This window comes from Lysobacter sp. Root604 (assembly GCF_001427505.1).
Taxonomy (GTDB): Bacteria; Pseudomonadota; Gammaproteobacteria; order Xanthomonadales; family Xanthomonadaceae; genus Lysobacter.
Genome location: NZ_LMGS01000009.1, coordinates 357,826 through 379,130, shown reverse-complemented (window position 1 = coordinate 379,130; position 21,305 = coordinate 357,826). Strand labels below are relative to the sequence as shown.

Annotated in this window: 25 protein-coding genes; 13 read left to right on the top strand and 12 right to left on the bottom strand. The window is 66.9% G+C overall.

Annotated elements, in window-relative coordinates:
- The first annotated feature begins 441 nt into the window (after positions 1–441).
- From gyrB to ASD69_RS10020, 9 genes are all read left to right on the top strand, one after another.
- Positions 442–2,892 carry a DNA topoisomerase (ATP-hydrolyzing) subunit B gene (gene gyrB, locus ASD69_RS10060; RefSeq protein ID WP_056177433.1) on the top strand — a complete coding sequence of 817 codons (2,451 nt, stop codon included), beginning with the start codon at positions 442–444 and terminating at the stop codon, positions 2,890–2,892.
- A 10-nt stretch (positions 2,893–2,902) separates the two neighbouring features.
- A complete protein-coding gene (locus tag ASD69_RS10055) occupies positions 2,903–3,766 on the top strand; it encodes a CPBP family intramembrane glutamic endopeptidase (RefSeq protein WP_056177431.1) in 864 nt (287 codons plus the stop codon).
- An 81-nt stretch (positions 3,767–3,847) separates the two neighbouring features.
- Positions 3,848–4,651 carry a M48 family metallopeptidase gene (locus tag ASD69_RS10050; protein ID WP_056177429.1) on the top strand — a complete coding sequence of 268 codons (804 nt, stop codon included), beginning with the start codon at positions 3,848–3,850 and terminating at the stop codon, positions 4,649–4,651.
- Positions 4,652–4,870: 219 nt separating this feature from the next.
- Positions 4,871–6,001, top strand: coding sequence for a tetratricopeptide repeat protein (locus tag ASD69_RS10045; protein WP_157489528.1), 1,131 nt, complete (start codon positions 4,871–4,873; stop codon positions 5,999–6,001).
- A 146-nt stretch (positions 6,002–6,147) separates the two neighbouring features.
- A complete protein-coding gene (locus ASD69_RS10040; RefSeq protein ID WP_056177425.1) occupies positions 6,148–6,819 on the top strand; it encodes an energy transducer TonB in 672 nt (223 codons plus the stop codon).
- A gap of 74 nt (positions 6,820–6,893) precedes the next feature.
- On the top strand, positions 6,894–7,646 hold the full coding sequence (locus ASD69_RS10035) for a MotA/TolQ/ExbB proton channel family protein (RefSeq protein ID WP_056177423.1): 753 nt from the start codon (positions 6,894–6,896) through the stop codon (positions 7,644–7,646).
- A gap of 51 nt (positions 7,647–7,697) precedes the next feature.
- Positions 7,698–8,117, top strand: a complete 420-nt coding sequence (locus tag ASD69_RS10030) for a biopolymer transporter ExbD (RefSeq protein ID WP_056177421.1) — start codon at positions 7,698–7,700, stop codon at positions 8,115–8,117.
- Between the two features lie 18 nt (positions 8,118–8,135).
- A complete protein-coding gene (locus ASD69_RS10025) occupies positions 8,136–8,552 on the top strand; it encodes a biopolymer transporter ExbD (RefSeq protein WP_056177419.1) in 417 nt (138 codons plus the stop codon).
- Positions 8,553–8,683: 131 nt separating this feature from the next.
- Positions 8,684–9,094 carry a biopolymer transporter ExbD gene (locus ASD69_RS10020; protein WP_056177418.1) on the top strand — a complete coding sequence of 137 codons (411 nt, stop codon included), beginning with the start codon at positions 8,684–8,686 and terminating at the stop codon, positions 9,092–9,094.
- 26 nt (positions 9,095–9,120) lie between these two features.
- On the opposite strand, the gene ASD69_RS10015 is transcribed toward ASD69_RS10020, so the two are convergent.
- The 3 genes from ASD69_RS10015 to cls form a co-directional block, all read right to left on the bottom strand.
- Positions 9,121–9,864, bottom strand: coding sequence for a pyridoxine 5'-phosphate synthase (locus tag ASD69_RS10015; protein ID WP_056177415.1), 744 nt, complete (start codon positions 9,862–9,864; stop codon positions 9,121–9,123).
- A 464-nt stretch (positions 9,865–10,328) separates the two neighbouring features.
- Positions 10,329–10,610, bottom strand: a complete 282-nt coding sequence (locus ASD69_RS10010) for a hypothetical protein (protein ID WP_056177413.1) — start codon at positions 10,608–10,610, stop codon at positions 10,329–10,331.
- 128 nt (positions 10,611–10,738) lie between these two features.
- Complete coding sequence (cls, locus tag ASD69_RS10005) at positions 10,739–12,175, bottom strand: cardiolipin synthase (RefSeq protein ID WP_056177412.1); 1,437 nt, start codon at positions 12,173–12,175, stop codon at positions 10,739–10,741.
- 249 nt (positions 12,176–12,424) lie between these two features.
- Between cls and ASD69_RS10000 the strand changes: the two genes are divergently transcribed.
- The 4 genes from ASD69_RS10000 (at position 12,425) to ASD69_RS09985 (ending at position 16,245) form a co-directional block, all read left to right on the top strand.
- A complete protein-coding gene (locus ASD69_RS10000; protein WP_056177410.1) occupies positions 12,425–13,195 on the top strand; it encodes an SIMPL domain-containing protein in 771 nt (256 codons plus the stop codon).
- A gap of 213 nt (positions 13,196–13,408) precedes the next feature.
- The gene (locus ASD69_RS09995; protein WP_056177408.1) at positions 13,409–14,512 is read left to right on the top strand and encodes a PA0069 family radical SAM protein; all 1,104 of its coding nucleotides are present in this window, start codon (positions 13,409–13,411) and stop codon (positions 14,510–14,512) included.
- Between the two features lie 166 nt (positions 14,513–14,678).
- A complete protein-coding gene (locus ASD69_RS09990) occupies positions 14,679–15,818 on the top strand; it encodes an ATP-binding protein (RefSeq protein ID WP_056177406.1) in 1,140 nt (379 codons plus the stop codon).
- A complete protein-coding gene (locus ASD69_RS09985; protein ID WP_056177404.1) occupies positions 15,811–16,245 on the top strand; it encodes a response regulator in 435 nt (144 codons plus the stop codon). Before ASD69_RS09990 ends, ASD69_RS09985 begins: the two co-directional genes overlap by 8 nt.
- 373 nt (positions 16,246–16,618) lie before the next feature.
- Here ASD69_RS09985 and ASD69_RS09975 read toward each other — a convergent pair whose 3' ends face one another.
- The 9 genes from ASD69_RS09975 to ASD69_RS09935 all read right to left on the bottom strand — a co-directional run bounded on the left by ASD69_RS09975 (position 16,619) and on the right by ASD69_RS09935 (position 21,264).
- On the bottom strand, positions 16,619–17,074 hold the full coding sequence (locus tag ASD69_RS09975; RefSeq protein WP_056177399.1) for a GNAT family N-acetyltransferase: 456 nt from the start codon (positions 17,072–17,074) through the stop codon (positions 16,619–16,621).
- A 71-nt stretch (positions 17,075–17,145) separates the two neighbouring features.
- Complete coding sequence (locus tag ASD69_RS09970; protein WP_056177397.1) at positions 17,146–17,541, bottom strand: hypothetical protein; 396 nt, start codon at positions 17,539–17,541, stop codon at positions 17,146–17,148.
- Positions 17,538–17,963 (bottom strand): PaaI family thioesterase, encoded by a 426-nt coding sequence (locus ASD69_RS09965; RefSeq protein ID WP_056179763.1) that lies wholly within the window; start codon positions 17,961–17,963, stop codon positions 17,538–17,540. Before ASD69_RS09965 ends, ASD69_RS09970 begins: the two co-directional genes overlap by 4 nt.
- A gap of 13 nt (positions 17,964–17,976) precedes the next feature.
- Entirely contained in the window at positions 17,977–18,327 is a 351-nt protein-coding gene (locus ASD69_RS09960; RefSeq protein WP_157499139.1) for a hypothetical protein, read from the bottom strand.
- 121 nt (positions 18,328–18,448) lie between these two features.
- Positions 18,449–19,312 (bottom strand): hypothetical protein, encoded by an 864-nt coding sequence (locus ASD69_RS09955; RefSeq protein ID WP_056177392.1) that lies wholly within the window; start codon positions 19,310–19,312, stop codon positions 18,449–18,451.
- Positions 19,313–19,369: 57 nt separating this feature from the next.
- Positions 19,370–20,059: a VIT family protein gene (locus ASD69_RS09950; protein WP_056177390.1), complete on the bottom strand. Its 690-nt coding sequence runs from the start codon at positions 20,057–20,059 to the stop codon at positions 19,370–19,372.
- A 320-nt stretch (positions 20,060–20,379) separates the two neighbouring features.
- Positions 20,380–20,652, bottom strand: a complete 273-nt coding sequence (locus ASD69_RS09945) for a hypothetical protein (RefSeq protein WP_056177388.1) — start codon at positions 20,650–20,652, stop codon at positions 20,380–20,382.
- Between the two features lie 13 nt (positions 20,653–20,665).
- Complete coding sequence (locus ASD69_RS09940) at positions 20,666–20,905, bottom strand: hypothetical protein (RefSeq protein ID WP_056177387.1); 240 nt, start codon at positions 20,903–20,905, stop codon at positions 20,666–20,668.
- Positions 20,906–21,009: 104 nt separating this feature from the next.
- Entirely contained in the window at positions 21,010–21,264 is a 255-nt protein-coding gene (locus ASD69_RS09935; protein WP_056177384.1) for a DUF2164 domain-containing protein, read from the bottom strand.
- Between the last annotated feature and the right edge of the window lie 41 nt (positions 21,265–21,305).

The following is a 21,305-nucleotide window of genomic DNA, read 5'->3' as shown; positions in this document are numbered from 1 at the left end:
CATCTAGGACCGAGCCACTGCGCTTCGTCGTAAACCGGCGGCCGCAGGGACTAAGGCTAGCGAGGTCGCCGCCTCATCGATCGCCGCGCTGCCGGCACGCAGCGACGCTCGTCTGCGATCGCGATCCGAACCGCGCGACCCGCTCCCGCTTCCCCGCACCCACACCGGAAGCCGCGCACGCCCGACCGCGCCACGCCCCTTGCCCGAATTCCTCCGCAATGCACCCTCGTGCGCTCAGCAGACGCAGGGGGCCGCCCCGCCCCCTCCGCGCAGCCCGCACGGCCCGGCAACGCCCGCCCAGGGCCTCTCCCGCTGCCGTCTGACCGGGGGATATCCCGGGCGGACCGGCGGGCCCCAGGCGCGGTATACTCGGCCTCAGTCCCTACAGCTAATGTGTCGCGTCTCCGACCTCCGTAGGCGGACCGCGGAATCCCACAGCGCATGTCTGAAAACAACGACCAGCTTCCCGAGCCGACCCCGAACCAGACCTACGACTCCAGCAAGATCACCGTCTTGCGCGGGCTCGAAGCCGTACGCAAACGGCCGGGCATGTACATCGGCGACGTCCACGACGGCACCGGTCTGCACCACATGGTGTTCGAAGTCGTCGACAACGCGATCGACGAAGCGCTCGCCGGCCACGCCGACGATGTGATCGTCACGCTGCACGACGACGGCTCGGTGTCGTGCTACGACAACGGCCGCGGCATTCCGGTCGACATCCACAAGGAAGAAGGCGTGTCGGCGGCCGAGGTCATCCTCACCGTGCTGCACGCGGGCGGCAAGTTCGACGACAACAGCTACAAAGTCTCCGGCGGTCTGCACGGCGTGGGCGTGTCGGTGGTCAACGCGCTGTCCGAGCAACTGTGGCTCGACATCTGGCGCGACGGCCACCACCACCAGCAGGAATACGCGCTGGGCGAGCCGGTGTATCCGCTCAAGCAACTCGAAGCCTCCGACAAGCGCGGCACCCTGCTGCGCTTCAAGCCGGCGGCGGAAATCTTCACCGACGTCGAATTCCACTACGACATCCTGGCCAAGCGCCTGCGCGAACTGTCGTTCCTGAATTCCGGCGTCAAGATCACCCTGGTCGACGAGCGCGGCGAAGGCCGTCGCGACGTGTTCCAGTACGAAGGCGGCATCCGCTCCTTCGTCGAGCATCTGGCCCAGGTCAAGACGCCGCTGCACCCGAACGTGATCTCGGTGTCGGGCGAACAGAACGGCATCACCGTGGACGTGGCGTTGCAGTGGACCGATTCCTACCAGGAAACGATGTTCTGCTTCACCAACAACATTCCGCAGAAGGACGGCGGCACCCACCTGATCGGTTTCCGCGCCGCGCTCACCCGCACGCTGACCAACTACATCGAAAACAGCGGCATCGCCAAGCAGGCCAAGGTCGCGCTGTCGGGCGACGACATGCGCGAAGGCATGATCGCGGTGCTGTCGGTGAAGGTGCCCGACCCCAGCTTCTCCTCGCAGACCAAGGAAAAACTGGTCAGCTCGGAAGTGCGTCCGGTGGTGGAAAGCACCTTCGGCGCGCGCCTGGAGGAATTCCTGCAGGAGCACCCGAACGAAGCGCGCGCGATCACCGGCAAGATCATCGACGCCGCGCGTGCGCGCGAAGCCGCGCGCAAGGCGCGCGACCTCACCCGCCGCAAGGGCGCGCTGGATATCGCCGGCCTGCCCGGCAAGCTCGCCGACTGCCAGGAAAAAGACCCGGCGCTGTCGGAACTGTTCATCGTCGAGGGCGACTCCGCAGGCGGCTCGGCCAAGCAGGGCCGTAACCGCAAGACCCAGGCGATCCTGCCGCTCAAGGGCAAGATCCTCAACGTCGAGCGCGCGCGTTTCGACCGCATGCTCGGCAGCGCCGAAGTCGGCACCCTGATCACCGCCCTGGGCACCGGCATCGGCAAGGACGAGTACAACCCGGACAAGCTGCGCTACCACCGCATCATCCTGATGACCGACGCCGACGTCGACGGCTCGCACATCCGCACCTTGCTGCTGACCTTCTTCTACCGGCAGATGCCGGAGCTGATCGAGCGCGGCCATATCTATATCGGCCTGCCGCCGCTGTACAAGATCAAGCAGGGCAAGAACGAGATCTACCTCAAGGACGACACCGCGCTGGACGTGTATCTGGCCAACAACGCCGTCGAAGGCGCGGGCCTGATTCCGGCCGAGGGCGAGCGGCCGATCGAGGGCGCGGCGCTGGAGAAGCTGCTGCTGGCCTACGCCGGCGCGCGCGAAGCGATCGCGCGCAACGCGCACCGCTACGATCCCAACGTGCTCGAGGCGCTGATCGACTTCACCCCGCTGGACAGCGCCCACCTGCTGGCCAACGTCGACGAACAGCACGAACTCGAAGCGCTGGAAAAGCGCCTCAACCGCACCGGCCTGGGCAAGCCGCGCTACCGCCTGCGTCTGCACCCGGCCAGCGAAGCGCGCCAGGCCGCGCTGCTGGTCACGCGCAGCCACATGGGCCAGGAACTGACCCAGGTGCTGCCGCTGTCGGCCTTCGAGGGCGGTGAGCTGCGCGCCCTGCGCGAAGCGGCCTCGCTGCTGCACGGCCTGGTCCGCGAAGGCGCGCAGATCGTGCGCGGCAATCGCGCCCAGCCGGTCGACAGCTTCGCCCAGGCGCAGGCCTGGTTGCTCGAGGAAGCCAAGAAGGGCCGCCAGATCCAGCGCTTCAAGGGCCTGGGCGAAATGAACCCCGAGCAGCTGTGGGACACCACGGTCAATCCGGAAACGCGCCGTCTGCTGCAGGTGCGCATCGAGGATGCGGTGGCCGCCGACCAGATCTTCAGCACCCTCATGGGCGACGTGGTCGAACCGCGCCGCGCCTTCATCGAGGACAACGCGCTCAAGGTCGCCAATCTCGACGTCTGAGCCGACGCCGATGGCGCCAGATTCCGAGCGCGATCCCGGGCCCACGGCCGCCGCCCTGCCCGCGGCCGTGCCACCGCCGCTGCCGCCCGCGGCGGCCCTGCCCGCGCCGCGCACCCGCGCGGTGCTCGGCCACGCCGCGCTGGATTTCCTGATCGCGGTCGCGATCATGCTGGCCCTGAGCTTCGCCACCATGGTGGCCTGGGCGCTGGTGCGCGGCTTCCAGATCGGCCTGGCGCACCAAGGCGCGACCGCCACCGAAGCCTTGCGCGACGTCGGCCAGCCCGGCGGCCTGGCTCAGCTGGCGATGGCCCTGGTCGCGATGGGCGGCGCCTCGCTCGCGGTCTACCTGCTGCGCCGCCGCGCCGGGCGCGAGGAACGCGCCGCCTCCTGGCGCGCCGCGTGCCGGCCTTCCACCTGGGCCTGGGCCGCGGGCGTGGGCCTGGCCAGCTTCGGCCTCAGCGCCGCGCTGAGCTGGATCGGCGAGCAGTTCGGCATCGAACCCTTGCCCAGCAACGTCGAGATGATCCAGGCCGCCCTGCGCAGCCAGTTCGTCCTCACCCTGGTGTTCGCGGTGCTGCTGGCGCCGGCCTACGAAGAGCTGCTGTTCCGGCGCGTGCTGTTCGGGCGCTTCTGGGCCGCCGGCCTGCCCGGCCTGGGCATCGTCCTGAGCAGCCTGGCCTTCGCCCTGCTGCACGAACTGCCCGGCCTGAGCGGCAACGGCCCCGGCGCGATCAGCCTGTTGTGGCTGACCTACGCCAGCATCGGCGCCGCCTTCGCCTGGGTTTACCGCCGCACCGGCACGCTGTGGGCGGCCATCGCCGCGCACGCGATCAACAATCTGCTCGCCTGCGCCCTGCTGGTTTTGCAGGGCTGATGTCCCCGCCCTGGCGCGTTTGACGAAAAGTTAATACCGATCGGTCTACAACGCGGTCATACGCAAGGGGAATTCTGCTCAGTGAAGCGTTTACTGCTCGGTGTCTCGATCGCGCTGGTCGTCGCCGCCTGCGCCACCACCACCTCGCCCACCGGGCGTCGCCAGAGCGTGGGCGCGGTATCGCAGGAACAGCTCAACCAGATGGGCGCGCAGGCGTTCATCGACGCCAAGTCCAAGGGCAAGCTCAGCACCGACGCGCGCCAGACCGCCTATGTGCGCTGCGTGGTCGATGCGGTGACCCGCCAGCTGCCCGCCGGCTGGCAGGCGCAATGGGACGTCGCGGTGTTCGTCGATACCTCGCCCAACGCCTTCGCCCTGCCCGGCGGCAAGGTCGGCGTGAACACCGGCATCTTCAGCGTCGCCAAGAACCAGGACCAGCTGGCGGCGGTGATCGCCCACGAGGTCGGCCACGTGGTCTCGCGCCACCACGATGAGCGCATCACCCGCCAGGTCACCGCCCAGACCGGCCTGAGCATCGCCGGCGCCCTGCTCGGCTCGCGCTACGGCGAGGGCGCGGCCAGCGCCACCAACCAGCTCGGCGGCGCCGCGGTGCAGGGCCTGTTCCTGCTGCCCGGTTCGCGCACCCAGGAATCCGAGGCCGACGTGGTCGGCCAGCAGCTGATGGCCCAGGCCGGCTTCGACCCGCAGCAGGCGGTGAACCTGTGGCAGAACATGATCGCCGCCAGCCAGAGCCGGCCACCGCAGTGGTTGTCCACCCATCCGGACCCGCAATCGCGCATCCAGGAACTGCGCGCGCGGGCCGGCGGGCTGATGCCGGTGTACCAACAGGCGCGTTCGGCCGGCCGTACGCCCAAGTGTGGATGAACGAGAAGCATTAACCGCTGTAAAACCCCGTATCGCCCGGCCCCGCGTTTCTGTTAGCGTGACGGCCCCCCGGCCCTGCGGCCATCGACCCCGCCACGGCGGCAGCTGATTGAGGTGACCATGAACAAGCTCTCCACCCGCCATCGCACCGTGCTGACGGCCGCCATCGGCGCCGTGCTCGCGCTGGGCTCGATCGCCCAGGTTCACGCGCAGTCGGCGATGGAACGGGCCGAAGAGCGCCGTCAGCGTCACGCGGACAAGAAGGAAGACAAGAAGACCTCTTCCTCGGCGTCCAAGGTCGAATACCCCAATGCCACCCGCGAGCAGCCCGACGCCAAGGCCTCGGCCAAGGTCACGCCGAAGCTGAAGAAAATGATGGATTTCTACGACGACGATAAGCCGGCCGAAGGCCGCGCCATCGCCGACGAGATCATCGCCAACCCGGCCGCCAACGCCTACGACCGCTCCTTCGCCGCCCAGATCGGCGCGCAGCTGGCCTACGGCGCCGACGACAGCGCCGCCGCCATCGCTTATCTGACCAAGGCCCTGGAGTTCAACGGCCTGGACAACAACGGCCACTACGGCGCCATGTTCATGATGGCCCAGCTGCAGCTGCAGGAAGACAAGTACGCCGAGGCGCTGGCGACCATGGATCGCTTCCTCGGCGAGACCAAGAGCACCAAGCCCGAGCACCTGATCGTCAAGGGCAACGCCCTGTACCGCCTGGAGCGCTACAAGGACGCCGCGCCGATCATCAAGCAGGCCATCGACGCCTCGCCGGAGCCCAAGTCCGACTGGCAGCAGCTGCTGATGGCCGCCTACGCCGAGTCCGGCCAGACCGGCGAAGCGACCAAGATGGCCGAAGCCGTCGCCAGCAAGAACCCGGGCGACAAGCGCGCCCAGCTCAACCTGGTCGCCACCTACCTGCAGGCCGACCAGTTCGACAAGGCCGCCGCGGTGCTGGAGAAGCTGCGCGCCGCCGGTCAGCTCAACGAAGACAAGGACTACCGTCAGCTCTACTCGACCTACCTGCAGATCGACGGTAACGAGAAGAAGGCCGCCGAGGTCATCAACGACGGTCTGAGCAAGGGCGTGCTGAAGCCGGATTTCCAGGCCTACCTGGCGCTGGCGCAGTCGTACTACTTCTCCGACCAGGTGAACCCGTCGATCGAGGCGTACAAGAAGGCCGCCCCGCTCGCGCCCGATGGCGAGACCTACCTCAATCTCGCTCGTGTCTTGTGGCAGGAAGACCGCATTCCAGAGGCCAAGGAAGCCGCCAAGCAGGCGATCGCCAAGGGCGTGAAGAAGCCCGACGACGCCAAGAAGATCATCGCGCTGCCGGGTAAATAATCGGCGCACGATAGGCAAATCCGCCCTTGGAACCTAGGGCGCGGTTTGGTATATGCTAGGAGGTTCACGCGACTGGAAACGGTTGCGAGAACCGAACGACGGCCCGTGGCGCCCTTGCGTCCGGAAACACTTCCCGAGCTGACGGCATGACGCAAGACCTCGAAATCCACGCTAAGAAAGATGACGACCGCGAAGGGCTGAACTGGGCACGTATCGCCGGTATCACCTCCGCGATCGCCGTGCATGTCGCGGCGCTGCTCTTGCTGCTCGCGCCGATGGCGCCGCCGGCGACCGAAAAGGCGGAAGAACAGGTGACCGTCGTCAACCTGATCAAGCCGCCGGAACCGCCGCCGCCGCCCCCGCCGCCGCCGCCGGAACCGCCGCCGCCGCAGCAGATCAAGCAGCTGGCCGCGCCGCAGCCGACTCCGCTGCCGCCGCCGCCGGAAGACCCGCCGATCGTCGTCGACGAGCCGAGCCCGGTGGATGTCCAGCAGGAACCGCCGACCCCGCCGTCGACGCCCGCTCCGGCCACCACCATCAGCTCCGGCGTCGATCCGTCGTCGAAGCGACTCAATCCGCCTAAGTACCCGCCGACCGAAGCGCGTCAAGGCGTGGGCGGCACCGTGGTCCTGGTCATCACCATCGATGCCTCGGGCAACGTGCTCGACGTCTCCGTCGAGAAGTCCAGCCGCAACCGCAACCTCGACCGCAGCGCCATGGATGCCGCACGGAAGTGGAAGTTCAACCCCGAGATGCGCAACGGCGTTGGTGTGACCAGCAAGGTTCGCGTCCCGGTAGATTTCGTCCCTCCGAACTGATCGGGTTCGCGGGACGGTTGTAACGCACCACGTAACTCTTCTTTCCTTATCCACGACATTCAAAGGTAAGCGTCATGCTGCAGGAAACCACCACCGCTGCTACTGCCGGGGGCTCCAACGCCGAAGCCCTCCAGCAGATGAGCTTCGCCCATCTGTTGCAAAACTTCGACCTGGTCGGCTGGGTCGTGTTCCTCACGCTCGCGATCATGTCGGTCCTGTCGGTCTACTGGATCGTCGTGAACTTCGTGAAGAACCTGCGTCTTCGCGGCAGTTCGGATCGCGTCGTCAGCACGTTCTGGGAAACCCCGAACGCCCAGGACGCCATCCGCTTCATGGAAGAACAGTCGCGTAGCGAACCGTTCTCCAAGATCGCGCTCGACGCCGCCCAGGCCGCCGCTCACCACCAGCGCCACGAAGGTTCGCGCCTGGTCGAGTCGCTGAACCGTTCCGAGTTCGTCGATCGCGCCCTGCGTCAGGGTGTGACCCGCGAATCCTCGCGTCTGGAAAGCGGCCTGACCGTGCTCGCCACCGTCGGTTCGACCGCGCCGTTCGTCGGCCTGCTCGGTACCGTGTGGGGCATCTACCACGCCCTGATCAAGATCGGTGCGACCGGCCAGGCTTCGATCGACGCCGTCGCCGGCCCGGTGGGTGAAGCGCTGATCATGACCGCCATCGGTCTGTTCGTCGCCATCCCGGCGGTGCTCGCGTACAACTTCTTCGTCCGCCTGAACCGCGTCACGAACAACAAGTTCGACACGTTCGCGCACGACCTGCACGACTTCTTCGCTACCGGTTCGCGCGTCGGCGAACTGGCCGCTAAGCGCTAAGTCGCCTAACCGCGACGTCTTCACCTTACTTGTAGTAGTTGGAGTTCGGACATGGCCTTCAGTACAGACAGCGATAGCGGCGGCCCGATGGCACAGATCAACGTCACGCCCCTCGTGGACGTGATGCTGGTGCTGCTGATCATCTTCATGATCACGGCGCCTCTGATGTCGCATAAGGTCAAGGTCGAGTTGCCCGAAGCCACCCTCAACAAGCCGAGCGATAAGCCGCCCGCGACCCAGCCGATCACCTTGGCTGTGAAGGAAGACGGTTCGTTGTTCTGGAACGACGAACCGATCACCAAGGGCCTGCTGGAAAGCCGGCTCTCGATCGAAGCGCAGAAGACGCCGCAGCCGCAGATCAACGTCCGCGGCGACAAGACGACCAAGTACCGCATCGTGCAAGACGTGGTGAAGATTGCGCAGAGCCAAGGCATGCGCAAGGTCGGCTTCGTAGCGATCAAAGAACGTTAAGGCACCCGGAGACTATTTATGGCATTCAGTTCTGGCTCCGGCGCAGGCGCACCGATGGCCGACATCAACGTCACGCCCCTGGTGGACGTGATGCTGGTGTTGCTGATCATCTTCATGGTGACGGCGCCCGTGATGTCTTACCCGATCGAAGTCAATCTGCCGCAGCGCACGACCACGCCGCCGCCGCCGACGCCGCCGAAGGAGCCGATCCGTCTGCGCATCGACGCCTCGGGTCAGGTCTTCTGGAACGATACGCCGCAACCGATCACGGCGCTCCAGAGCATGATGGGCGCCGAAGTGCAGCGTGATCCGACCAACCAGCCGATGCTGGAGATCGACGTCAGCACCGATGCCGATTACGGCATCCTCGCCAAGGTGCTGGCGAAGGCAAAGAACGCCAATATGGAAAAGATCGGCTTCGTCCAAAACGACTGACCGATCGACAAGTTTGACGCTTACCGTCGTGAAAACGCCGCCCTCGGGCGGCGTTTTTTTTGGGCCTTGCCAGCCGGGCCGGATCGGGTTTAGCGTGAGATCGGGCATCCCGCCCTAGTGGGGGTAGAGCAATGGCCGTCTCCGCGTATTTCGAGTCCCCGTCCCGCCGCGACGCGCGCGCCGTCGCCGAGATCAACATCACCCCCCTGGTCGACGTCATGCTGGTGCTGTTGGTGATCTTCATGGTCGCCGCGCCGGTCATGAGCGGCACCTTGGACCTGAAGCTGCCACTGCCGACGCCGCCCGACAAGGCCGAGCCGCCGCCGCGTGCGCAGCTGTCGGTCCAGGCCGACGGCAGCTACCTGTTGGACGGCCAGGCCGTGGCCAAAGCCATGCTGAGCGACGAACTGGCCAACCTGGCCAAGGCTGCGCCGCGCACGGTGCTGCAGATCAGCGCCAACGCCGACGCCGACTACCAGGGCTTCGCCACCGCGGTCTCGGCGGCCAAGGAAAGCGGCCTGCAGAATCTCGCGCTCGAATAAGCGCGGCATTCGCGCCCGGCTCGGGCCTACAGCAGACGCAGGTAGGCCCGCACCGTCGCATCCAGTCCCGCGTACAAGGCCTCGCCGATCAGGGCGTGGCCGATCGACACTTCCAGCACCTGCGGCATCGCGCGCAGGAACTCGCCCAGATTCGCCTGACTGAGGTCGTGGCCGGCGTTCACCCCCAGCCCGGCCGCCTGTGCGCGCCGGGCGGCATCGGCGAACAGGGCCAGCGCCGTAGCCGGGTCGCCGGCCGCGTGGGCCTCGGCATAGGGGCCGGTGTAAAGCTCGACTCGGTCGGCGCCGATCGCCGCGGCGATCTCGAAATCCTGCGAACCGGCGTCGGCGAACACGCTGACCCGGCAGCCCAGCGCCTTGAGCTCGGCGATCAGCGGCCGTAGCGATTCGCCGTCGCGGCGGAAATCGAAACCGTGGTCGGAGGTGAGTTGGCCGTCGCCGTCCGGCACCAGGGTCGCCTGCGCCGGCCGCGCCTGCGCGCACAAGGCCAGGAACCCCGGATAGCCCGCCCGCGCCGGCGCGAAGGGATTGCCTTCCAGATTGAACTCGACCCCGCGCTCGCGGGTGAGCTCGGCCAGCGCGGCGACGTCGTAGTCGCGGATATGGCGCGCATCCGGACGCGGGTGCACGGTGATGCCGTGCGCGCCGGCATCGAGGCAGGCGCGTGCGGCCGTCACCACGTCCGGCTCGTTACCGCCGCGCGAATTGCGCAGCACCGCGATCTTGTTGACGTTGACGCTGAGTACGGTCATCCGCGCAGTCTAGGCCGCAGCGCCGCGTTTCCCAAGCCCGCGCCCGCATCGAAACCGACGAGCCCCAAAGTCGATGTCCAACCCCAAGCAGGAGACATCACCCCTGTGGGAGCGGCGTAAGCCGCGATAAACCCCACCCACGATCGAACCCACCAGCGCCCCTGTGGGAGTGGCGCAAGCCGCAACGAATCCCACCCACGACGAAACCCACCAGCGCCCCCTGTAGGAGCGGCGCAAGCCACGACGAACACCAAACGCGCGGACCGCGCGCAACCGCGATGCAATGCGCGCCCCGCTTGTTTCCCGTGGGAACGTCGGGCGCGACCAAGCAAGCACCAAAGCATCGCGGCTTGCACCGCTTCCACAAGGGAAGGAATCGTCGCGCTATCGAACCTGCACCGACCTTGTCGGCGCGGGCGGCCCGGGCAGGGCAGCGCGCAAGCGCCGCGCGTGCGCGGCGTAGCTCAACGCTGCTGCTGCGGCTCCGACGAAGAGGTCTGCGGCGGCTGCGCGGCCGCCAGCTTGCGCGCCTCGGCCTGCTCGCGCAGACGGCGCAGCTCGTTCGGATCCAGCATCAAGCCCTCATCGCGGCTGCTGCTGCCGATGCGCGCGGCCAGCAGGCCCAGGATCCAGGCGATGAAGAACCCCAACGAGGCCAGCAGGGACACCACGAGCAACAGGCCCGAGGAGGCTTTGAAGGCGATTACGAGCGCGGCCAGGGCCAGCAGCAAAAACAGCCAATACATCGCGGCGGTGCTCCCGTCGTTAGGGTGGTTGCCAGTCGCCGCGAGTGTAGCGCGCCGCCCGCCCGCCTACAGCCCGACAAGCCCGTTGCGGCGACCGCTCGTCGCGCGCGACGTGACCCAGTGCGCGTTCACAGCAAGGGCGAGACCAGGCGCGCCAGCGCCTCGGGCAGGCGCCGCCGCCACAGCCCCTGTTCGCGGTCGGCGCGCACGCGCGGGGCATAGCTGCATTCGGTCTGGATCAGTTGGGCCAGCTCGGCGGCCAGGCCGCGGTCGTGGAACAGGACCGAGATCTCGAAATTCAGGCGGAAGCTGCGGTGGTCGAAGTTGGCGCTGCCGATGATGGCCAGGTCCTCGTCGCACAGCAGCGCCTTGGTGTGCAGCATGCGCGGGCCGTACTCGTGGATCTTGACTCCGGCCTCCAGTAGTTCGTCGAAGTAGGAACGCGCCGCATACGTGACCAGGCGGCTGTCGCTGAGCCGAGGTACCAGCAGGCGCACATCCAGCCCGCCTAGCGCGGCCGAGGTCAGGGCCATGCGCGCGGCTTCGCCGGGCACGAAATAGGGCGTCACCAGCCACACCCGCTCGCGAGCGGCATGGATCGCGCCCACGTGCAGGCGGTGGATCGCCTCCCAGGACGAATCCGGCCCCGACACCAGCACCTGCGCGGCCACCGCGCCCGGCTGCGGCGCCGGATGCTGCAGACGCGGCGGCGCCTGCCCGGTCGCGTAGGCCCAGTCCTCGCAGAACACCAGCTGCAGTTCGCGCACCACGTCGCCTTCCAGGCGCAGGTGCAGATCGCGGTAGGCGTCCTTGCGGATGCGCTCGTCTTCCTCGTCGGTGATGTTGATGCCGCCGGTGAAGCCGACCAGGCCGTCGATCACCACGATCTTGCGATGGGTGCGCAGGTTCAACCACGGCCGCTTCCAGAACCAGCGCAGCTTCATCGGATGGAACCAGGCGACCTCGCCGCCGGCGTCGACCAGCGGCTGCAGGAAGCGGTTGGAGGTGGAACCCGAGCCCACCGCGTCCAGCAGCAAACGCACCTGCACGCCGTTGCGCGCTCGCTCGACCAGGGCATCGCGCAAGGCCAGGCCGCAGGCGTCGGGCTGGTAGATGTAGTACTCCAGGTGGATGTGTTCGCGCGCCTGGCCGACCGCCTCCAGCAGGGCCTCGTACTTGGCCCCGCCGTCGATCAACAAGCGCGCCTGGGTCGCGGTGGTCGGCGGCAGCCCCGTCGTGGCCTGGGCCAGCTTGGCCAGCTCGACCGCCTCCGGCGACTCGCTCAGCCCCGACATGGTCGCCGGCAGCGCGGCGCGCGCGCGCACCCGGCGCAGGCGTTGGCGATGGATGCGCTGCGGACCGAACACGTAATAGATGAAGAAGCCCAGATAGGGCAGGGCGGCCAGACTTATCAGCCAGCTGATGGTCGCCACCGGCTCGCGCTTTTGCAGCACGATCCACAGCCCCAGCCCGATCAGGTAGGCGGCCCAGCCCAGGGTCAGGTAGAGACTGAGGTGGGGGATGCCGCTGATCGCGTTCCAAAGCGAGGACAACAGGTCGGACACGGGGCTCTCCAGGCGGCGATCGGCGCGGACGCGTCGATCGCAGGCCTAGGCTAGCCCGCGGCGACAGTCGCGCAAAGTGTGCGCCAATTCGCGGGCGCTACGATGCACTGGCACAGCGACCGCCTAGGATGAAGCAAGCATCCGCCCGCCACGGCATGCCGCCGCGCGGTCGGCAAGCTGTCTCCAGCCCGGATGCGCAGCTTCCTCGCCCGGCCGCCGACGTACACCCACGACCCAGGACTCCAACCCATGAAAATCGCATCGCTGTTGCTGCCGATCCTCCTGGCCAGCCCGCTGCTGCCCGCCGCAGCGCAGGCCGCCAGCGTCGCCCCCGCGCGCACGGTCAGCGTGTCCGGCAGCGCCGAGATCAAGGTCGCCCCGGACGAAATCCTGCTCAACGTCGGCGTCGAGACCCGCAACGTCGAGCTCGCCCCGGCCAAGCGTCTCAACGACGAACGCGTGGCCGCGGCGCTGGCCTTCCTCGCGCGCAACGGCGTGCCCAGCAAGGACGTGCAGACCGACTTCATCAGCATCGAACCGCAGTACGAGTACGACGACAGCCGCGACCGCGCCGCCCAGGAGCGTTCGCGCGTGGTGCCGGTGGTATACATCGTGCGCAAGAGCATCGGCATCCGCCTGACCCGTACCGACCACTTCGAAACCATCCTCGCCGGCCTGCTCGACAACGGTGTGCAGCACATCCACGGCATCGAGTTCCGCACCTCGCAGCTGCGCAAGCACCGCGACGCCGCGCGCGCGCTGGCGGTGCAGGCGGCCAAGGAAAAAGCCGACGCCCTGACCACCGGGCTCGGCGCGCGCCGCGGCCCGGTGCAGAGCGTGTCCGAATCCTATTCCGGCGGTTGGTGGCGCAGCGGCGCGAGCTGGGGCGGTGGGCAAGGGCAGATGATGCAGAACGTGTCGCAGAGCAACGGCGGCGGCGAAAGCGCGGACGGCGCCACCCTGTCGGTCGGCCAGATCAGCGTGACCGCCTCGGTGGACGTGAGCTTCGCGATCGAATAGCACCGCCTCAGGCCATCCACCCCCTTCGCCCTGCCTCCCCCTTTGAAAAAGGGGGATTGAGGGGGATTTGCTTCTACAGCCCAAGCCATCGTCATCCACAGTCCGACGAACTCATCACGAACGGTCCGTCGCCCCCTCATAGCCAACAACAGCCTAGCGCCCCGGCTCCAACCCGTCGCAACAACTGCGACACCCCCGGCCTAGCCTGCCCCCATGCACGACACCCGCCGCTCCCAGCTCTCGATCCAAGCCGCCGCGATCAAAGGCCGCGGCGCGGCGTCCTACGTGCCCGGGCGTTACGCGGTCACCACCGCCCAAGGCGAGGACGACGGCTGGGGCTCGCTGCACGACCCGGCCGACGAGGTCTCGCGCCCGGACACCCAGGTCACCGAGGAACGCGCGCGCAGCGTCGTCAACCGCAACGAATCGCCCGACATCGCCTTCGGCCAATCGATCAACCCGTATCGCGGCTGCGAGCACGGCTGCGTGTACTGCTTCGCGCGGCCCTCGCACGCCTACCTCGACCTGTCGCCCGGGCTGGACTTCGAAACCAAGCTCTACGCCAAGACCAACGCCGCCGAGCGCCTGCGCGCCGAGCTCGCGCGGCCCTCGTACCGCTGCGCGCCGATCGCGCTGGGCATCAACACCGATTCCTACCAGCCGATCGAGCGCCGCTACAAGATCACCCGCTCGCTGATCGAGGTGCTCAGCGAATGCGCGCATCCCTTCAGCCTGATCACCAAGAACGCCGGCGTGGTCCGCGACCTCGACCTGATCGCGCCGATGGCGCGGCGCGGGCTGGTCACCGTGTACTTCTCGGTCACCACCCTGGACAACCACCTGTCGGCGAAGATGGAGCCGCGCGCCTCCGCCCCGCACGCGCGCCTGCGCGCGATGCGCGAGCTGGCCGACGCCGGCGTGCCGGTCGGGGTGATGGCCGCGCCGATGATCCCGATGATCAACGACGCCGAGCTCGAGCACATCCTGGCCGCCGCCTTCGAGGCCGGCGCGCGCGCGGCCGGCTACGTGGTCCTGCGCCTGCCGCACGAGCTCAAGACGATCTGGCGCGAGTGGCTGGCCCTGCACTATCCCGACCGCGCCGAGCACGTGATGAGCCTGGTCCAGCAGATGAGCGGCGGCAAGGACTACGACAGCGCTTACGGCACCCGCATGCGTGGCACCGGCCCCTTCGCCCAGCTGATCGAGCAGCGCTTCGCCAAGGCTTGGCGTCGTATCGGTTACGGCCGTTTGCCCGGCCTGGACACCGGTCAATTCGTGCCGCCGCGCCCGGATTCGCCCCAGGGCGAGCTGTTCTGAGCCGCCGGCGGGAGCGTCCGCGTCGGTCGGCGTCCGCGGCGCCGCTGCGGTTCCGGCGCGCGCTCCGGCAGTCGCTCGCGGTTCAGCCCCGCGGCCCCCCTGCACCGCACCGTCACGGCGGCAGCCGGTACACTTCACCGCCAGAGGAGCCCCGAGTCCGTAACGAATGACCGAAGCCGCCGCTCACGAAACGGGCGAGGACCGTTTCCGCATGGCGATGCAGGCCTCCGGCATCGGCATGGCCATCGTCGATCTGCACGGCCGCTGGGTCGAGGTCAATCCGGTGTTCGAGCGCCTGCTGGGTTACGCCGCCGCCGATATGGTCGGCCGCAGCGCCGCCGAGTTCACCCACCCCGACGATGTCGCCCTGTCGCGCGGCTTCCTTGAGGGGCTCAACGACGGCGGCATTCCGGCACTGGATGTGCGCAAGCGTTATCTGCGCCGCGACGGCACGGCGGTCTGGACGCACGCCAACGTGGCCCTGGTGCGCGGCGCCGACGGCGCACCGCGTTGTTTGCTAGTGCAAATCCGCGACATCGGCGACCAGCTCGCGGCCGAAGCCCAGGCTCGCACCGACGCCGACGAATTCGCCAACGCATTGGATGCGTCCCACCGCCATCTGCAGCTGTTCGCCGACGCGGTCGCCCACGACCTGCGCGCGCCGCTGCGTTCGATCGAAAGCTTTTCCGGCCTGCTCGCCGATCGCGCCGCCGAGCGCCTGGACGAGACCGACCGCGATTACCTGGACCGCATCCGCGCCGCCTCCGCACGCATGACCGCGCTGCTGGCCGCGCTCAACGACCTCTCGCACGTCACCCGCACCTCGATGCGGCAGGCGCGCGTGGACCTGAGCCTGCTCGCCGACTGGGTCGGCGCCGAGCTGCTGGACGCCGATCCGCACCGCCGCGCCGACATCCGGGTACAACCCGGCCTGTTCGTCGAAGGCGACGAGCGCCTGCTCAAACTGATGCTGACCCAGCTGATGGGCAACGCCTGGAAGTTCTCGCGCGAGCGCGATCCGATCCGCATCGAAATATCCGGCGAGCGCGACAACGGCCGCCTACGCATCGCGATCCGCGACTACGGCGCCGGTTTCGACATGCGTTACGCCCACAAACTGTTCGAACCCTTCCAGCGCCTGCACGGCCCGGATCAGGGCGGCGGCCACGGTCTCGGACTGGCGATCGCCAAGCGCATCGCCGACCGCCACCGCGGCCAGCTGCGCGCCCAATCCGAGCCCGACGTGGGCAGCACTTTCACCGTCGAATTGCCCGCCGCCGCGGGCGAGGTAGCCGCGCATGCATAAGGTCATCCTGTTGGTCGAAGACAACCCCGACGACGTCGAGCTGACCCGGCTCGCGTTCGAGGAGGCCAAGGTCGCCAACAAACTGGTGGTGGTCGGCGACGGCGCCGAGGCCCTGGACTATTTGTTCGCGCGCGGCCGCTACGCCGACCGCGACCCCGCCGACCTGCCCTCGATCGTGCTGCTGGACCTCAACCTGCCCAAGGTCGACGGTCGCGAAGTGCTGCAGGCGATCCGCGCCAACGAAGCCACCCGCACCCTGCCGGTGGTGGTGCTGACCACCAGCACCGAACCCTTCGACGTCGAAGCCAGCTACGCCCTGGGCGTGAACAGTTACATCCAGAAGCCGGTGGATTTCGAGCAGTTCGTGTGGGCGGTGAAGCAGGTGGGCTTGTACTGGCTGGTGTTGAACCATCCGCGTACGCCTTGACCTGGCACCCGCATCACGGCCGGTTCCAGACCGGCGCATCGCGAACATAAGCGGTCCAAACATCGGCTCCCATCTCCTGCGTCAAGCGCGCCACGATGGCCGTGGCGTCCTGCATGACCTCGGTCATCTTCCGTAGGAACGCGCTGCGTGGGACGGACACCAGGAGACCCGTGTCATCGCTGTCGGGGTCGCGCTGGTGTATCAACAGCCGATCACGAGGATTCACCAATAGCTGATGTGCGACGGCCCTGTAACGAGCGGCCGTTGTGCAGCCAGAAGCAATAAGCAGGACGACAAGAAGTAGGGCCAGGCGCACGCGATCTGGTCCTCGAACAAAGCGGCTACGCGATTCCGCGCCACGTGGATTGAGCGCTCAGCGGTCATGTACGTACTCCATAGGCACGTACACCAAGCCATTCTTCGATTGCGGACCGTCCTTGGCGACGAAACCAAAACGCTGATAGACGGGAATGGCAGGCAGAGACGAGTTGACCATGAACTTGTCGCTGCCGGATTCGGACTTGGCGCGCTCCCAAAGCGAGCGGGCGATGCCTCGCCCATGAGCGCTCTCACGAACGAACAGATGGTAGAGATGGAAACCCTCGCGCAGGGCGATCACGCCCAGAATTCCGTCGGCACCTTCCGCGATGTAGTAGCGGTAACTGGCCGCCGCGATGCGCTCGGCGGTGGCGGCCGGCGTAAGCGTCGCCAGAAAAACGGCGGCTTCCGGCGGCGGCGGATCTTCCAGGTAATGGTGGGCCCAGCCCGTGATCAGCCCGCTGATCTCGTCGGAATCGCCTAGGTTGGCTGGGCGGATTTGGAAGCTCATGGTAGACATTGAACGGTTGGGCTGAGCGGATCCGCGGAGGATTCCGCGTGAATGGGGCGCGGGGTCGGACTTCAATACTCGGCGACCGACGATTCCTGGCGCGGATCGCCGAGCAGGAAGACATCGCCATTCGTCGCGGCGATGCTACCGGTGCCCAGGCTGCGTATCTCCCATTGCCAGGTGTCGTAGCGGGTCTTGAACGTGCCGCGCGCGGAGCAAGGGCCGTACAGAAAGAAGTCGTGCTGCTGGCGCCCTGAAATAATCACGGCCTTGTTGAAGAAGGCACGAGCGCGCGCCCGGGTCATCACGAACGTCTCGCAACCTTCGCCCTTCGGACCGATGCGGTTCTCCTCCACGACGATCTCGGTGATGGGCCCGACGGGCGTCGACGAGGCCCCGAGCGGAAGCACCAGCAGAGGCAGCAAGCATGCGGCGGCCATGCGGGTGAAACGCAGCGGTCTGCTCATCGGGCGTGTCCTGCGACGTTGATTATGGTGGCCTGCATCACCGCGACGGTCTCGCGGCGCGAACCCAACTCGCCGACCACTTCGCCCTGACACACCGTCAGGGTCTTGCCCGCCTTCGTCACCTTGCCGATCGCCAGGAACCGGTCGGCTAGGGCGGGACGCACGAAGTTGATCTTGAACTCGACGGTAAGCACATCGAGCCCGGCGGGCGCGACGGTCAACGCCGCGTAGCCGCAAGCGCTGTCGAGCACGCTGGTCAGTGCGCCGGCATGGATATAGCCGTGTTGCTGGGACAGTTCCGGGCGTGGCAGCAGCGCGATCTGCACCTCGCCCGCGTTCACTACGACCAACCGCGCACCCAAGGTAGCCATCAATCCCTGGGCGGAGAAGCTGGCGGCTATGTGTTCACGAAGCTCGGACACAAACGGGGTCTCCTTAGCCGGCGACACTCGAAGCCAGGTCGCCGTTGGGCGTGGCGATGTACACGCTATATGCGGCATAGGTGAACATGGCAGCGATGATCGAGGAAAGCAGAAGCATGACCCGGAATCTAGCGGGATGCTCCTCGCGATTGAATCTCGCCCGCCAGGACCGATCCAACGCGTATCCGGTAACGGCCTGAGTCAACATGGGGATGAAGCCAGCTGCAGCGACAAGTGCCGCGGACCATTCCCGGCTCAGTCCCAGGAAGCCGCCAAGGATGGCGCCGGTGAAGAAAAGCGCCACAAACAGGAAAAAGGCCCACAGGAATGACTTGCCTTGCAAATTGGGATTTGGACCAGACATGGCGGCCTAACGAATTGAATATGTCGCCCCGTACAGGGCGGTCGAGATCGCGCGTTCGATACCGAATGGAGACGAGTCAGGACGGAGCTTTCTTCGGCGTCTCGATGCGGACTTAATTCCCTTACATTTCGACGTTCGGTAATCGTGCGAGCCAGGCAGCGACCTTGGGGCGCATCTCATGCTCCGAATACAGCATATCGCCCCCTCCGGGTCGGTACTGAGCCAGCTCATTCGCGAGCTCCTGAATCGCATGATCCGCAGAGAACTCGGTTGCGATAAGTCCCTCTATCTCCTGGGCCAATCCTAGTGACGGGAATGTTTGGCGGAGGAACTCTTCCAACAGCGATCTGAGCCTTTCTCGCCGTTGGTCCGACGACGGGTCCACGGAAGTCGAATTCTTCGCTGGAGACTCAGGCCGCGTCGTAGTCCGTGCGCCCATGGCGTTCTTTCGAACATCGCCAGACGCGCCCACCCTCTTGAGCCGCGCGCGAACGATACGCAGATGCAGGATCGGATAGACATTGAACGCGATCTGCACCGCCGCGAACAAGGCCGCTTCCGCCAGGTGGCCGCGCGCCCCGACGTAGACGATGTACGGAGTGAACAGCAACGCCGCCCAGAAGTGGGTGGCCTCTGCGGACTCGGCTTTCGCCTGCACCGCCGCCAGGCTGCGCTTACCGCCCAGCCGGTACACGGAGGCGTTCAAGTACCGAAGCGGTGTATTTCGCAGCAGGCTGCCGAAGCGGTGCACGCCCAGTCGCCGATACAACGGCGCCGTGGCCGACGCCGGATCGACATCGCGCAGGGCCGCGGGCATGCGCAGCGCGAACAAGGGTTCGGCGACTTTCGCCAAGCCCATGAAATAGAACATCAGCAACAGGCCCAGCCAGGGCGAGTCGAAACCGATGACGTCGGCCAACAGAAAGAAGGAGACCGCGAAGAAGACCGCAACGAGTACCAACTTAGCCATGCCGCGCCGAAGCATTCAAGCCGACTCCTTGCCGATGGATCTATGCCGGACGCGTGCCGTAGCGGCGCGGGCTCATGCCGAGACGCCGAACAGCGCACCCACGCCAGCGGTCAAACCCATGGCCAGCATGCCCCAGAAGGAAACGCGCAGTACAGAGGCGAGCACCGGTGCGCCGCCGGTACGCGCGGCGAGCAGGCCAAGCAAGGCGAGGAAGAACAGCGAGCTGCCGGCAAGGCCCCACATCAGCCAGGCCGTGGGAAGGATCAGCACGGTCAACAAGGGCAGGGCCGCGCCCGCGGCGAAGGTGCCGGCGGAAGCGAAGGCCGCCTGGACCGGTTTGGCCGCCAAGGTATCGGATATGCCCAGCTCGTCTCGACCATGCGCGCCCAATGCATCGTGGGCCATCAGTTGGGTGGCGACGCGGGAGGCCAAAGAGCGGTCCAGTCCGCGTTTGACGTAGATCGACACCAGCTCCTCGAGCTCCTGCTCGGGATTGTCGTCCAGCTCCTTGCGCTCGCGCGCCAGATCCGCGCGCTCGGTGTCGGCTTGCGAGCTCACCGACACGTACTCGCCGGCGGCCATGGACATGGCGCCGGCGACCAGGCCGGCGACGCCCGCGACCAAGATGGCGCGGGTATCGGCGCCGGCGGCCGCGACGCCCAGCACCAGGCTGGCCGTGGACACGATGCCGTCGTTGGCGCCGAGCACGGCGGCGCGTAGCCAGCCGGTTCGCTGCGTTCGATGTCGTTCGCTATGTCTCATGCGGCCTCACCGGGCGATGGAAGGTGGGTTGCGACGCGTATGCGAGCGGGCGCGAGCCGATAAATCCGTACGGTTCTGGCGAACCTCGGCCCGCGCCTGCGGCAAGCGCCATGCGGCCAGCCGACTCTACGCGCGCCCGCAGCTTCTTGCTCGCGATCCGCGATGGCCAGACGTGATCGGTCTCCACGCAGACCCGGCCGCAAGGCTTGGCAAGACCCAACCGCCGAACCGTCGCGGCCTGCCCGCGAGACCCGGCGCGGTGGCTGCGGCCATGCGCGGTCGAACCGCGCGACTCGGCCGCTTGCATCAGAACGCGCGCGCTACGGCTCCGGCGGCGCCACCAAGGCATGCAGTATCAGCTTGACCACCAAGGCCGCGCGCGACAGCAGCAACAGGGCCCCGGTTACCAGCGTCGATGTGGCCGCGGAATCCCCCGAGGTCATATGGCTGTCCCAATACGACCCGGCCAAACCGAACAGCAGAAAGACAGCGCCCAGGCCCAGGAACACGCAGCTGCTCAGGATCGAAAGCCAAACGGGCAGACGAAAGAACAGCGATCCCCAGGCGGCGATAACGAGCAGGACATAGACCACGCCGGCGCTCCTGTCACGGTTCCAGGATCTGGACGAGATCGCTGTGCCGCAGCGCCTCATCGACCAGTCGTCGGAACGCCATCGCGGCGATCGCGGGATCGACCAGGTGATCTATGAAGTAGTAGCCATCCGCTTCAAGCTCGTAGCCGTAGATCGCCCCCGCGGCGGCGGCCGCCGTCGGCAATTTTCCTGCCACCACGGAGCGGTCGTAGCGCTGGGGTACCTCGAACCGGACCTTGTATTCGATGCCCATGCAATCCCTCGCTGGTTGCGCTTGCTTGTCCACGGATCATCGTGGCGTGCGGCAAGGGCGCTGGCCGGATCGGCGTACCTGCCCATCGGCCCGCGCGTGCACGCTTACCTTCTGAAATCCGTGCGCTGCTCGAGCTGATAGATCGCGTCCTGCACGTCCTCGAGCTTGGCGTTCAACACCGCCTGCGCGTCGTACAGGCCACGGTTGTAGTAGTACGCGCCCAACTCCTTGGAAAAGAAGTCGAGCAGGAACTCGGCGTCGAACTGGCCGATCTGCTGATTGAGTTCCTCGGAGAAGTAGCCCTGGATCTTGCGGACGACGATCGCCTTCTCTTCCTTACTGAACGTGATATCGGACATGGGGTTTGTACGCCCTGGAACTCGATCTATGCGAAAACTTG